The organism is Paenibacillus xinjiangensis (assembly GCF_059686975.1).
Window position 1 is genome coordinate 67,859 of the sequence record NZ_JCAALS010000001.1, and the last position, 12,639, is coordinate 80,497.

General features: G+C 50.7%; 11 protein-coding genes. 7 read left to right on the plus strand and 4 right to left on the minus strand.

Annotated elements, in window-relative coordinates; genetic code table 11:
- Nucleotides 1-90 precede the first annotated feature (90 nt).
- The gene (locus AC6ESP_RS00320; protein WP_497094676.1) at nt 91-246 is read right to left on the minus strand and encodes a hypothetical protein; all 156 of its coding nucleotides are present in this window, start codon (nt 244-246) and stop codon (nt 91-93) included.
- 38 nt (nt 247-284) lie between these two features.
- Between AC6ESP_RS00320 and AC6ESP_RS00325 the strand changes: the two genes are divergently transcribed.
- The 7 genes from AC6ESP_RS00325 (at nt 285) to AC6ESP_RS00355 (ending at nt 10,510) form a co-directional block, all read left to right on the plus strand.
- Nucleotides 285-566, plus strand: coding sequence for a hypothetical protein (locus AC6ESP_RS00325; protein WP_497094677.1), 282 nt, complete (start codon nt 285-287; stop codon nt 564-566).
- 6 nt (nt 567-572) lie between these two features.
- Nucleotides 573-1,763, plus strand: coding sequence for a CopD family protein (locus AC6ESP_RS00330; RefSeq protein ID WP_497094678.1), 1,191 nt, complete (start codon nt 573-575; stop codon nt 1,761-1,763).
- 19 nt (nt 1,764-1,782) lie between these two features.
- On the plus strand, nt 1,783-2,622 hold the full coding sequence (locus tag AC6ESP_RS00335; protein WP_497094679.1) for a sensor histidine kinase: 840 nt from the start codon (nt 1,783-1,785) through the stop codon (nt 2,620-2,622).
- Between the two features lies 1 nt (nt 2,623).
- The gene (locus AC6ESP_RS00340; RefSeq protein WP_497094680.1) at nt 2,624-3,322 is read left to right on the plus strand and encodes a response regulator; all 699 of its coding nucleotides are present in this window, start codon (nt 2,624-2,626) and stop codon (nt 3,320-3,322) included.
- A 462-nt stretch (nt 3,323-3,784) separates the two neighbouring features.
- The gene (pheS, locus tag AC6ESP_RS00345) at nt 3,785-4,816 is read left to right on the plus strand and encodes a phenylalanine--tRNA ligase subunit alpha (RefSeq protein WP_497094681.1); all 1,032 of its coding nucleotides are present in this window, start codon (nt 3,785-3,787) and stop codon (nt 4,814-4,816) included.
- Nucleotides 4,817-4,840: 24 nt separating this feature from the next.
- Nucleotides 4,841-7,285: a phenylalanine--tRNA ligase subunit beta gene (gene pheT / locus AC6ESP_RS00350; RefSeq protein ID WP_497094682.1), complete on the plus strand. Its 2,445-nt coding sequence runs from the start codon at nt 4,841-4,843 to the stop codon at nt 7,283-7,285.
- Between the two features lie 207 nt (nt 7,286-7,492).
- On the plus strand, nt 7,493-10,510 hold the full coding sequence (locus AC6ESP_RS00355; RefSeq protein WP_497094683.1) for a cell division protein ZapA: 3,018 nt from the start codon (nt 7,493-7,495) through the stop codon (nt 10,508-10,510).
- Nucleotides 10,511-10,602: 92 nt separating this feature from the next.
- On the opposite strand, the gene AC6ESP_RS00360 is transcribed toward AC6ESP_RS00355, so the two are convergent.
- The 3 genes from AC6ESP_RS00360 to AC6ESP_RS00370 all read right to left on the minus strand — a co-directional run bounded on the left by AC6ESP_RS00360 (nt 10,603) and on the right by AC6ESP_RS00370 (nt 12,529).
- Nucleotides 10,603-11,283: an SDR family NAD(P)-dependent oxidoreductase gene (locus AC6ESP_RS00360; protein WP_497094684.1), complete on the minus strand. Its 681-nt coding sequence runs from the start codon at nt 11,281-11,283 to the stop codon at nt 10,603-10,605.
- A 325-nt stretch (nt 11,284-11,608) separates the two neighbouring features.
- On the minus strand, nt 11,609-12,007 hold the full coding sequence (locus tag AC6ESP_RS00365; RefSeq protein ID WP_497094685.1) for a cupredoxin domain-containing protein: 399 nt from the start codon (nt 12,005-12,007) through the stop codon (nt 11,609-11,611).
- Nucleotides 12,008-12,157: 150 nt separating this feature from the next.
- A complete protein-coding gene (locus AC6ESP_RS00370; RefSeq protein WP_497094686.1) occupies nt 12,158-12,529 on the minus strand; it encodes a phage holin family protein in 372 nt (123 codons plus the stop codon).
- Nucleotides 12,530-12,639: the final 110 nt, after the last annotated feature.

A 12,639-nucleotide genomic window follows, 5' to 3' on the forward strand; every position in this document is an offset into this window, starting at 1 on the left:
CGGTCACCTGATTTCATAGCTCCAAATACGGTTATTAAAGAACCTTCCATTCCACAGAAGCGTGGTTAGGAAGGTTCTTTGGCAGGTCTGCTATTGCTGCTCATCTTCTGATTCGTAGGCGATTAATGTAATAGAGGAGCCGAATTGCTCCGTTAAGCTCTGCTCTAGCTTGCGTATGGCGTCGACTGCTTCATCTCGTCCGCTCAGCTCGGCAATTCTGTAATTACCGTCAAACATACGTATCACTTCCTTGTCTGGGCGTATAGGCGTATCTCATCCTCATCATGCTCGCAAACCGATTATCTTATACGAGGAATATCGCTCCTGCATTGTTCTTTCAATTAACGTCTAGTACACTTGAGAGGATTCATGAGAAGGACGTGAGGCTGATGCATATTGTTCCATTAAATCGTAAGCTCCTGTCATGGCGGCAATGGCTTCGTCTTGGCATGCTGCTGTTCTTCCTTACAGCAGCGGCTGCAGCCGGGCTTGCTGAATTACCGATTGCTTCCGCCTCAGAAGCAGGCAGCCACATGCATAGCGATACTATACATAGTATGGGATAGAATGGAATGACAATCAGACAAGCTGCTTCGTATATGGTTCGAACGGCGTATTATGCTGCGCTGCTCGTATCCTCTGGCTTCATGCTGTGGTTCGCTGGGCTGGGAAGCACGCATGCTGCCCATTCTCAGCGTGAAATGCTGCACCAATATAGCTTGCCAGCTCTTCGATTGCTAGTCATAGCCGTCATCTTGCATGTATTCGTACAATCGCGAGAGCTAATGGACGATGCAGCAAGGTCTGCCGGAGAGTGGCTGCAGCTGTTCACCGAGACAAGAATAGGGTTGTCGTGGACAGCAGCTCTTGTATTAGCATTCCTAGGCTTTGCAGCATGGAGGATGAAAGCGCCTGCGAAAGTCGTATGGGGTCTCCTTATAGTTGGAGCTGAGAGCTGGAATGGACATGTGCGATCACTCGGCTCCGATGAGTGGGTAGGTGTCTTTCTAGATTTTGTTCATCTGCTCTGTGCTGCTGTGTGGAGCGGAGGTCTGGTGTTCTTGCTTCTATTATGGATGGTTAATCGCCAAGAGGCAGGCAGGTTCGCAGAGCGCTTTACTACAGCTGCATGGATATCGATGGCTGTACTCGTAGTGACAGGTGTCTCAATTACCTTACTGCTGCTGCCCAGCGTTCACTATGTGAGGTATAGCTTATGGGGAACACTGCTGCTTATCAAATGTGGTCTTGTCGTCCTCATTCTCATTGTTGGCTTCATGATGAGACTTCGAGTCCGTCGCGGCAAGCTTCCGCATGCCTTTCTTCTGAAGCTGGATCTCTCTCTCATGAGCGCGGTTATCCTTATCGTTGCCGCATTCACGAATGTAAGCCCGGTCCCGAATAATGAAGCTGTTAATTACCATAAAATGGTAACGGATAAACATTTAACGGTGGTCATTACGCCGAATGAGTCAGGGAACAATCGAATAATGGTAAAAGTATGGTTTCCTGAACAGAAAGGTGCTCCTGAGTCAGTCGCTTTAACGCTATATTCTGTGGATCAGCCAGACGAAAAACCGATTCCAATTGCGCTTCAAGCCTATCAAGATGAGCAAAAGGACTCTTTTCCAGGCTTTATGAAATGGACCTATCAATCTAATACAGCACAAATTCCATTTCCCGGGAAATGGGCAGCTGAGGTTGAAATTGTCGACAATGGTGGCGTGCAATGGGAAGAAAAGATTGTATTCCGCAACTATTAATCGTGAAAGGTGATCGAGAATGCCCTACAAATGGCTGAAGTTTTTTATATTATGGATACCAACCATAACAATCGGAATATGGGAATATGTCCGGCATACCTTTCTTTTATCCTACATATCGATGGAGCTTGGCAATATTCTAGCCCCTATACTAGTATTGCTCGTAACGGTTACGCTGCTTCGCGGACTATTCGTTAAGATGGAACAGACACAAGAGGCGTTGCAGAAGGAGCGAATGATGAAGGCATCGTTCGAACAGAGGGAGCAGCTGGCGCGCGACTTGCATGATGGCATCTCGCAATCCTTATTCCTGTTGTCCGTCAAGCTGGATCGGCTGGAGCAGGCGGAGTCGAGCGAAGAGGTACAGCGAACGACTGAGCAAATCCGAGGAACCGTTAAGCATGTATATGAAGATGTTCGGCAGTCTATCGCGAATCTGCAATCCAATGTTGTCACGACAGATCCAGCTTGGATGAATGCCCTCCATACCCTTGCTGATGAAATGCTGATCAGCAGCGGTATTGAGGTTGTTGTCGATTGGCGCATCTCCGATGAGCCTCTCTCGAATAAAGGCAAGGTCGAGCTGCTCGCCATGATTCGAGAGGCTCTGATGAATGTGAGGAAGCATGCGAAGACCACCAGGGCTGTCGTTCGCTGTGTTTCTATCGATGATACTGGTATGTTCAAGTGCGAAATATCCGATAATGGGGTCGGAGCATCCGAATCTGCGATTGAGGCCAAGGGACGTTACGGTGTGAAGATGATGCGTGATCGCGCAGAGCGAATGGGATGGTCCATGAGCTTAAGGAGTATGCCGAATCAAGGTATGACCATAGAAATTATAAGTGGGAGGGAATAGCATGACAGATAATAGAACCCCAATCCGTGTATTTATCGTTGATGATCATCCGCATGGACGGGAAGGGATACGCGATATCGTGGAGACGGATCGACAGTTCGTGGTGGCCGGAGAGGCAGCAAGCGGCGAGGAGGCGCTCGCCCGGATCGATGATATACTTCCTGATCTGGTGCTTATGGACATCAACATGCCAGGAATGGGTGGTCTTGAGGCCACGCAGCAGCTGAAATTTCTATATCCTACCTTGAAGATTATTATGGTGACCGTCTCGGATGACATAACACATTTGTTTGAAGCGATTAAGCGAGGGGCTCAGGGCTATTTGTTCAAAAATCTCGCTCCGTCTGCGTGGATGGAATATCTTAGGGCAGTAGCCTTCGACGAAGCGCCGATGTCCAAGGAGATCGCTTTTCGACTGCTGCAGGAATTCTCTTCTGCGGCTAAGAATGACAGCTCAGCAGCTAAGTCGGAGCCTGAGGCTGATCACGGGAAATCGTCTACAACCCCATTGACTGTAAGGGAAAAGGATATTCTCGAACGAGTCGTTACAGGGGAATCCAATCGTGAGATCGCTAATAACTTCGGATTGTCGGAGCATACGGTTAAGAATCATTTGAAAAACATTCTGCAAAAGCTTCATTTGGATAATCGTGTCCAGCTAACTCGCTATGCCTTCGAGAAGGGACTATTGAAAAAATAAGGCTAATCAGAGTAAGCCGTTGTTGCATCAGCTGGTGCAATTGCATATAATATAGATTATTGTTGAACTATTACGTAATAAAGCTGAGATGGAGAAGAGTAAGCAGTGCTTTCGCACAGGGAGAAGATGCCGTTGATTGAGAGCATCTTCGTGAAATAAGGCTGCCCAAGTTCACTCCGGAGCAGACTCCTGAAACGCCGCAGAGGGCTGGTTATTCTGCAGTGTAAGTAGGGGAAGTCCGGTTCCCGCCGTTATGGGGCTTAAGGGATTGCACGCTTGTTGCTTCGAGGAGGAACAATGACGGCAGTCCGAATTAGGGTGGTACCACGGTTCTTTCGTCCCTTACGGGGAGAAAGGCCTTTTTTTGTTGCTTTGGAAGCGTCCCTGAGCTCTTCAGACAACAAGAGATAATAACCAGCAATACATCAAATATTTGTAAATTAATAATGGAGGCGAGACACAATGAAAGAGCGTTTGGAATCACTGCGCGTCGAAGCGCTGCAAGAGCTGCAGCAGGTTGATAATCCACAGCTGCTGAACGATCTACGTGTTAAATATTTGGGTAAAAAAGGCGCGTTAACTGAGATTCTGAGAGGGATGGGCGGACTAAGCGCTGAAGAGCGTCCAATTATCGGCCAAGTAGGCAATGATGTTCGTGCAGCTATTGAATCGGTTATTGAAGAGAAGCAGCAGGCATTCTTGCAGGCTGAGACGGAGAACAGACTTCGTGCAGAGACGATTGACGTATCTCTTCCTGGTAAAGCACTTCCTACCGGTGCTGTACACCCACTCAACAAGGTCGCTCAAGAAATTGAGGATATTTTCATTGGGCTTGGTTACACCATTGCTGAAGGACCAGAGGTGGAGACTGATTACTTCAACTTCGAAGCGCTTAACCTGCCTAAGAATCACCCTGCCCGTGATATGCAGGATTCGTTCTACATTACAGAAGATATTCTGATGCGTACGCAGACATCGCCAGTACAGGTTCGGACGATGCAGCAAATGAATGGACAGCCGATCAAGGTCATTTGTCCAGGTAAAGTGTATCGCCGCGATGACGATGATGCGACGCATTCGTTCCAATTCAATCAGATTGAAGGTCTGGTTGTTGGCCCGAATATCCGCATGAGTGACATGAAAGGCACGCTGCTGCAATTCGCACAGCAAATGTTCGGTTCACAGACGAATATTCGTCTTCGTCCAAGCTTCTTCCCGTTCACTGAGCCAAGCGCTGAGGTTGATGTAAGCTGTGCGCAATGCGGCGGACATGGCTGCCGGATGTGTAAGCATACAGGCTGGATTGAAATTCTAGGCTGCGGGATGGTTCATCCGCGTGTGCTAGAGATGGGTGGATACAATCCGGAAGAGGTTAGCGGATTCGCCTTCGGTATGGGTGTTGAACGGATCGCGCTGCTCAAATACGGCATCGATGATATTCGTCATTTCTACACGAACGATCTACGTTTCTTAAGCCAATTCGGAAGAATGTAACGGGAAAGGAAGGGGTAATAAGCGATGAAAGTATCCTATAAATGGTTGAATGAATATGTCAATCTAGCAGGCTTCACTGCAGAAGAGCTCGCTGAGAAAATGACACGCGGCGGCATCGAAATTGACGGTGTTGAGAATCGGAACAAAGGCGTAACCGGCGTTGTTGTCGGTTATGTGAAATCACGTGAGAAGCATCCGGATGCGGATAAGCTGAACGTGTGCAAGGTAGACGTTGGTACGGGTGAAGAGCTTCAAATCGTGTGCGGAGCGAAGAATGTTGATGCAGGTCAGCTTGTGCCGGTTGCTACAGTTGGAGCTAAGCTTCCAGGCGATCTTCACATTAAACGTGCGAAGCTGCGCGGCATTGAGTCGCAAGGGATGATCTGCTCAGCGAAGGAGCTGGGTCTGAACGATAAGCTGCTGCCGAAGGACCAACAGGAGGGTATTCTGGTGCTTCCAGAATCGACACCAATCGGCACGCCTATCGCTGATGTGCTTGGTCTTAATGATGAAGTGCTCGAGCTAGATCTGACGCCTAACCGCTCCGATGCCCTCAGCATGCTCGGTGTCGCTTATGAGATCGGTGCTTTGACAGGGCGCCCAGTGACTGTTCCGGAGCCAACGATTAACCATTCCGCTGAACGCACAGATAGCCATATTCAAGTGACGATTAGCGCGGAGGAGCAATGTACGCACTACAGCGCTCGTTATATTAAAGGGGTCCAAATCGGCGGGTCTCCGCTATGGCTGCAGAATCGCTTGATCGCCGCAGGCATTCGTCCGATTAATAATGTCGTGGACATAACGAACTTCGTGATGCTCGAATACGGCCAGCCTCTGCATGCCTTTGATGCTGACCAAGTAGCAAGCGGCCGTATCGATGTACGTCTTGCGAAGCAAGGTGAGACGATGGTTACGCTTGATGACCAAGAAAGACGTCTTGAGCCGCATATGCTCGTTATTACAGATGGCGAGAAGCCGCTTGCGCTTGCAGGCGTTATGGGCGGAGCGAATTCCGAGGTAACCGAGCAAACGGTCAACATCCTGCTCGAGTCAGCAAGATTCGACGGAGGTACGGTTCGCAAAACCTCTCGTCAGCTTGGACTTCGTTCAGAGTCGAGCATTCGCTTCGAGAAGGAAGTAGATCCAAGCAGAGTCATTCCTGCGCTGAACCGTGCGGCTTCGCTTATTGCTGAGCTTGCTGACGGGCTTGTGACGGAAGGCATCGTTGAAGCGGCTACTGCTGACGTTAAGCTATTGGCTATCGATATTACGCTAGACAAAATCAATCGTTATCTTGGAACGGAGCTCTCCACGCTGGAGGTTCAGACGATCTTCGAGCGGTTGAGCTTCGGTTACAGCGTTAGCGATGCAGGGCAATTCACTGTGAATGTACCAACACGCCGCGGTGACATTACACATGATGTTGATCTCATTGAAGAAGTCGCTCGTCTGTATGGCTATGACAATATTCCGACTACGCCTATCCATGGGGATCTGACGCCTGGCGCGCTGAGTAAGCCGCAAGCGATCCGCCGCGAATTGCGCCGGAGATTGACTGATTCTGGTCTGCATGAGGTCATTAGCTATTCATTCACGTCACCGGATCGCACAGGCCTGTTCCCTGAATTGTCTGGCACAGCTACGAAGGCGATTAAGCTGGCAATGCCAATGAGCGAGGATCGCAGCGTTCTGCGCACGACGTTGATCGCACAATTGCTGGAGACAGCTGCCTATAACCGCAATCGTAAAAATGAATCCGCGGCTGTATTCGAGATCGGGAGTGTCTTCCATACCGACGAGGAGCAGCTTACGAGACTGCCGCAGGAGAAGCATCGTTTCGCTGCTCTGCTGACGGGCAACCGCACAGAGGGGCAATGGAACCGCAAGGCTGTGGCCGTTGACTTTTATGATGCAAAAGGAATTCTCGAGACGGTGTTCGATGTGCTTGGACTAACCGCTCGTGTACGCTATGAATCTGCACAGCCGGCGAACTTCCACCCGGGAAGAACAGCGGCGGTCGTTATTGACACTGCACATGGTGCTGAGACTATCGGATATGTTGGACAGCTGCACCCGACACTCCAGCATGAGAACGATCTAGCTGACACTTACGTGATAGAGATTGAGCTCGATGAGCTGTACCGGCTTGCTGATTCTGACATTGCATATCGTGTATTGCCGCGCTATCCGGCTATTAGCCGTGACATTGCAGTGGTGCTCGATCGCATGGTTCCGGCAGCGAAGCTTACGGCTTCTGCATGGGAGACGGCAGGCGAGCTGCTGGAGTCTGTTAAGGTGTTCGACGTGTACACCGGTGAGAAGCTTGGTGACGACAAGAAGAGCGTAGCTGTAGCACTTGTATACCGTCATGCAGAGCGTACGCTGACTGATGAAGAGGTTACGGAGCTGCATAGCAAGGTTGTTGCTGAATTAGAACAATCTTTTGCAGCAGAATTGAGAAAGTAGGCAGGAAACCTTCAAAGCCGCATCGAAATAGTTCCTTGAGAACTTTCGATGCGGCTTTTTTGCATTGCAAAGGGACAGTCCAGCGGGTTGCAGCCAATACCCAGCCTTGAACAATCCGGTCTGCGGATACGGGCAAGGACTACTAACTGATTCATTATGCTTAGCACCTAAGAGACGCGAGATAGACAATTAGGAGGATACCCTTGAATGGAAACTGACCAAACTGTCGTAACAGTTGATATATACGGAATTCAATATAAGCTCAAAGGCCATAGCAATGTGGAATATATGAAGCGGGTTGCCAGTGCAATCGACGAAAGTATGAAAAAGCTGGCGAAAGGACATCCGCGGCTGGACATGCCTAAGCTGGCGGTTCTTGCTGCTGTCCAGATTACGGAAGAAGTGTTCCGTCTGCGTAGGGAGAACGATACGCTTCATGATGCGGAAGCGAAGCGGCTTATTCTCGCTGAGCAGCTGGAGGAGGCTGATCGTGTAACAGCAGGGCTGCGCAATGATCTGGAGGCTCTGTCCGTGAAGGCCAAATCAGATTTGGCAGAGCGGCAGGCTGCATTCGATGAGGAGCTGGCAGCGCTGAAATTGTCGGCAGCGGAGGAGCTTTCAGCGAAGCTGGCGGAAGCATCAGAGCTGCTTGCGCTTCAGGAATCTGAAGCCAATGAGCAGCGAGAGCGGGCTGCAGAGGAGCTGGAAGCGCTGCGGGCACAGCTGACAGCTCTTGCGACGAAGTCTGCACAGACGATAGCTGAGCTCGAAACGAAGTCGGCTAAGGAATTGGAGGAGCAGGAGGCAAGGTCATCTGAAGCCTTAGCTGAACTGGAAGCGAGAACGGCGGAAGCGTTAGCGGAGCAGGAGGCAAGAGCGGCAGGGGAGCTGGCAGCACAGGAAGGCATGTGGTCTGAGGCACTGGCGGAGCAGGAAGCGAAGTCCGCACAAGCATTGGCTGAGCAAGAAGCGAAGTTGGCTCGCCTGCTGGCAGGGAAGGATGCGAAGCTCGCACAGACGCTGACAGAGCAGGAGGCGAAGTCGGCGCAGGCGCTAGCAGAGCAGGAGGCGAAGTCGGCGCAGGCGCTAGCAGAGCAGGAGGCGAAGTCGGCGCAGGCGCTAGCAGAGCAGGAGGCGAAGTCGGTGCAGGCGCTGGCGGAGCAGGAGGCGAAGGCGGCGCAGGCGCTAGCGGAGCAGGAAGCGAAGTCGGCACAGGGGCTAGCGGAGCAGGAAGCGAAGGCGGCGCAGGCGCTAGCGGAGCAGGAAGAGAAGCTCGTTGAGGCGCTGGTCGAGCAAGAAGTGAAAGCAGCGGAGCTGCTGGCAGAGCAAGGGGCAAGGTCCGCACAGCTGCTATCCGAATTGGAAGCTAAGTCTGCAGAGGCTCTGGCAGAGCAGGAAGCGCAGTCTGAACTGGCGTTAGCGGAGCAGCAAGCTGCGGCAGCGCAGGCTGCGGAAGCATTGTCGAAGGTTGAGCTGGAACGTGCGGAGCTTGAGAGAAGCTGGCTCGGCAGATGGGAGCAGCGCGAGAAGAAATGGCAAGAAGCAGCGGCTGCCGCAGCGGATGAAGCACAGCGGGTCACAGCTGAGCTTGAGCAGCACTGGCAGGAGCAGATCTCGAAGCTTGAGGAGGCTCTGAAAGCAGACCTAGAGCGCAGACGTAATGGCTGGCTGGAGGAAAGAGCCCGTCTTATGGCACAAGCAGCGGATATTCAGCTTGGCTGGGATAAGGACAAAGAAGCGATGGAGCAGCGCATTCAGACAGCAGATGATCATCTGATGCAGGCGATGGAGCAAGAGGAAGCACTGCGGGCTTCCATTCTGGCGCTTACGCAGCAAGGGCAGGAGCAGGAGAGCTTATTGGTAGAATCCCTTAAGCATACCTCAGAGCTGCAATTGCAGGTCGAGCAAGCGTCCGAGAAGGTACAGCAGTTGGAGCGTCAGATTGCAAGGCAGCTGGAACAGAAGGCGGCAGCACAGGCCGAGGAAGAAGTCCTCATAGAGAAGCTTACAGCACTTGAAGGCCAGTACGAGCAGCTGTTGAATGAGCTGGCGGGCCAGAAGCAGCAATTTGACCAAGAGCGTGATAAGCTGGAGCGTCTTCACGCAGAGCGCTATAGTGAAGTGGCGCAGAAGCTGGAAGAGCAGGAGCGACTATTCGCGGAACAGCTGGAGCAGCTGGAAGAAAAGCAGCTTGAGCAGGAGCTGCTGCATGAAGAAGAGCAGCAGATTGTTAAGCGTGAATTGCAAGAGAAGCTGGAATTGTTAGAACGTAAGCAGGAGCAAGAGCGACAGTACGAGAAGAGTGTCCAGGAGCTGAGGGCAAGCCTTGCTGAACAGGAGAAGCAGCAGCAGACAGCAAGGCGTGAGTATGAGGAGCAACATCAGAGTCAGCTGCTTCAGCATGAAGAGGAGCTCGCTGTACTTGAGCGCAAGCGCAATGAACTCCAACATCAGCTAGAGCATGACTTCCATGAGAAGGCTGAAATGCTGCAGTTGCAGCATATGGAGCAGTATGATCAATTAGAGATTCGACACAAAGAGCTGGAGCGCGAGCTGGATAAGCTGCAAGAAGACAGTAAGCAACGGTTAGAACAGCAGAAGCAGAAGCTGGAAGAGCAATATGCAGCTAATCAGCAGGAAGCAACGCAGCGTTATGAAGCGCTCAAGCAGAAGCACGAAGAGGAGCACAGCTCCTTATCTGCTCAATTGTCAGCGCTGAAGGATACGGTGGATGATGCAGAGCTGCGGGAGCTGGAATACAGCGAGAAGCTTGATACGCTTGCACAGCGGGAGCAAGAATTAACGCAGCAGCTGGAATGGACAGCTGCAAGAGAACGAATTGCAGCACAGCAGCTCGAAGCTGCGGCTGCCCGTGAGCGTGATCTAAGCGAGCGACTCCAATCTGAGCATCAGCAGCTGGAGCAGGTGAAGCAAGAGATAGAACGTCTCGCAGCGGTGGAGCAGGAGCGAATAGAAGCGGAAGCTGAGTTGCAAGAGCTGCTTCTAGCTGCTCAATCTGAAGCTGCGGCTGCCTCACATCTCAGCGGATTGAGTGATGAGCGCAGACAATTGCTTGAGCAAGAAAGAGACGAGGCTGCCGAGCATGCGAACCGTATACGGGAAGAGCATCGCTTGCTGGCTGACAAGCATGAGAAGCTTGTGCAGGAATATACGAAGCTTCAGACGGAATATAATGAGTGGATCGAATTGATCGAACAGAGCTAAGACAGAAGCAGAAGAAGCCCGCAGTTTCCCTTCTTGATCAAGGGAGCCTGTGGGCTTCTTCTATTCGGCCTTTATCGTATAAGTAGAGAATGCTAACCATAGCTCACTATCGTTCCCGTTGGACCACCTGGAGGAAGGCTGGCGAGACGTATTAAGTCAGGTGTTACAACGATGGGATCTTTGCCGGTTGCATGCATTTCTGTGCGTAAAGTTCCAGGGTTATATAGATTCACCAATATTCCATGCTCGTGCTCTTCATCCGCTAACGTTCTTGTCAATGATTCCAAGCCAGCCTTGGCAGCACTGTATGCGGCATATCCGCCAGCTCCATTCCAAGAAAGCCCAGAGGTGATGTTAATAATTCGCCCATACCTGGCATGTCGCATAACAGGAAGAACTGCTTTTGTAAGCAAAAATGGCCCTGTTAGATTAGTCGCTACCTGCGAATGCCATTCTTCGGAAGAAAGCTCTAATACGGAGCCCGGCTCATAGACCGCTGCATTATTGAGGAGAATATGAACAGCACCCCATTCAGCCAGCACCTGCTGCACCGCCTCTTGAATTTGATCCTCCTGAGTAATATCGGTAGGAATCACAAGTGTATCGCGTCCAGTCTGTGCTTTGATCAGCTGGCTCGTTTCTTCAAGCTTGTTCTGACGTCTCCCGAGTAAGGCGATTTGAGCCCCTTCCTTCGCAAAAGAAAGGGAGGCTGCTCTTCCCAGCCCACTGCCTGCTCCGCTAACAATAGCAATACGACCGTTCAATAAGCTCATTTTGTTTCCTCCTTCAGGGTTTGCCATGGTAAGCATAGGCTGCGGTTCGCAGGGTATCCAAGGTCCTAATGTGCAATCATGTATGAAGAACATATTAACAGAGGGTGGGAGGAAGGGGAAGGTCTCGCAGTATCAGTCTTTTTTGCGTATTTGCAAAGTGATTATTATATTTCCATTCCAAGCAGCCAGCAGCATCTAGAAGGTTATACTGGAATTTATACAGTTGAATCCTGCTTTAGTACAGCTATATATCGACATGAAAAATCCCCTTGCTCCTCCCGAACACGGAAAGACCAAGGGGATGCTTCGAGCTTAATGTAGTAGACTATTCTACAATAAGCTTGGATTTCATTTGAGAATGCCCTGTTCCACAAGGAACGTTGCATATGATCTCATACTCGCCTGCTTCCAGTGTAACTGTCTTTGAGGCGTTGTTGGCAATTTTGACATTGCCGCCCTTAATTTCAATCCCGTGCACGCCTTCAGTGGACTCGAGCTTCATTGCGACAGGCTCGCCTGCTTTGATCTTGTATTCTGTGGAATCGAATTCCCAGTTCGTCGCCTTAATGACGACTTCCCCGCCAGCAGAGCCGGCATTCGTAGCACCATCATTCGTGCCAGCGTTCGTGTTGCCAGCTTCATTATTACTTTCATTTGCAGCTCCGCAAGCTGCAATAACGAATACCAAACATAATGTAGCGGCAAATAACAGCCACTTTTTCATTGCTCTTATACTCCTCCCTTCTTTGGTTATTTAGATTCATTTTCCTCATAGCTTGTATCAACGCTATTGTACCGTATTGCCAAGCTTCATGCAGTGACAGTCTGGTGACAAAATATTGAAGAACATAAGCTATGGGATGTCCGCCACTGCCTAGTTTCTGTGCCGATCACCGCTGCGAGCGGTATCATAGGGAGTGCTGACCGGGATGAATAAGTCAATGATCCCGATAACCAGAGCGGCGAGAATCGCTCCTAGCCAAGTAACGGATACCCCGCCAACGATGAACTGAGCGATCCATATGACGACAACACTGGCAATGAATCCGACGATGCCCCGTCCGAAGGGCGTGACCCTTTTGCCAAAAATTCCTTCAATTATCCAACCAAGAGCGGCAATGACAAGCGCAAGGAAAAAGGCGCTCCAGAAACCGCCGACACTAAATTGCGGGACGATCCAGCCAACCACCATTAGTACGATGGCTGAGACGATAAAACGCACGACATGACCGAGAAAACTCTTCATGAACAATCCTCCTTATCGACTGTGAAGGCTAAGCTTGCGTATATTTCATTTCTATTTTGACCAGATTTCATTAAAACATGTATATCCCTGTTGAGTTCACCGTGCATCCA

Coding starts and splice junctions, on each gene's coding strand:
- AC6ESP_RS00360 (WP_497094684.1), bottom strand. CDS start 11,283: ATGAGCTTATTGAACGGTCGTATTGCTATTGTTAGCGGAGCAGGCAGT.
- pheS (WP_497094681.1), top strand. CDS start 3,785: ATGAAAGAGCGTTTGGAATCACTGCGCGTCGAAGCGCTGCAAGAGCTG.
- AC6ESP_RS00365 (WP_497094685.1), bottom strand. CDS start 12,007: ATGAAAAAGTGGCTGTTATTTGCCGCTACATTATGTTTGGTATTCGTT.
- AC6ESP_RS00335 (WP_497094679.1), top strand. CDS start 1,783: ATGCCCTACAAATGGCTGAAGTTTTTTATATTATGGATACCAACCATA.
- AC6ESP_RS00355 (WP_497094683.1), top strand. CDS start 7,493: ATGGAAACTGACCAAACTGTCGTAACAGTTGATATATACGGAATTCAA.
- AC6ESP_RS00325 (WP_497094677.1), top strand. CDS start 285: ATGCTCGCAAACCGATTATCTTATACGAGGAATATCGCTCCTGCATTG.
- pheT (WP_497094682.1), top strand. CDS start 4,841: ATGAAAGTATCCTATAAATGGTTGAATGAATATGTCAATCTAGCAGGC.
- AC6ESP_RS00340 (WP_497094680.1), top strand. CDS start 2,624: ATGACAGATAATAGAACCCCAATCCGTGTATTTATCGTTGATGATCAT.
- AC6ESP_RS00370 (WP_497094686.1), bottom strand. CDS start 12,529: ATGAAGAGTTTTCTCGGTCATGTCGTGCGTTTTATCGTCTCAGCCATC.
- AC6ESP_RS00330 (WP_497094678.1), top strand. CDS start 573: ATGACAATCAGACAAGCTGCTTCGTATATGGTTCGAACGGCGTATTAT.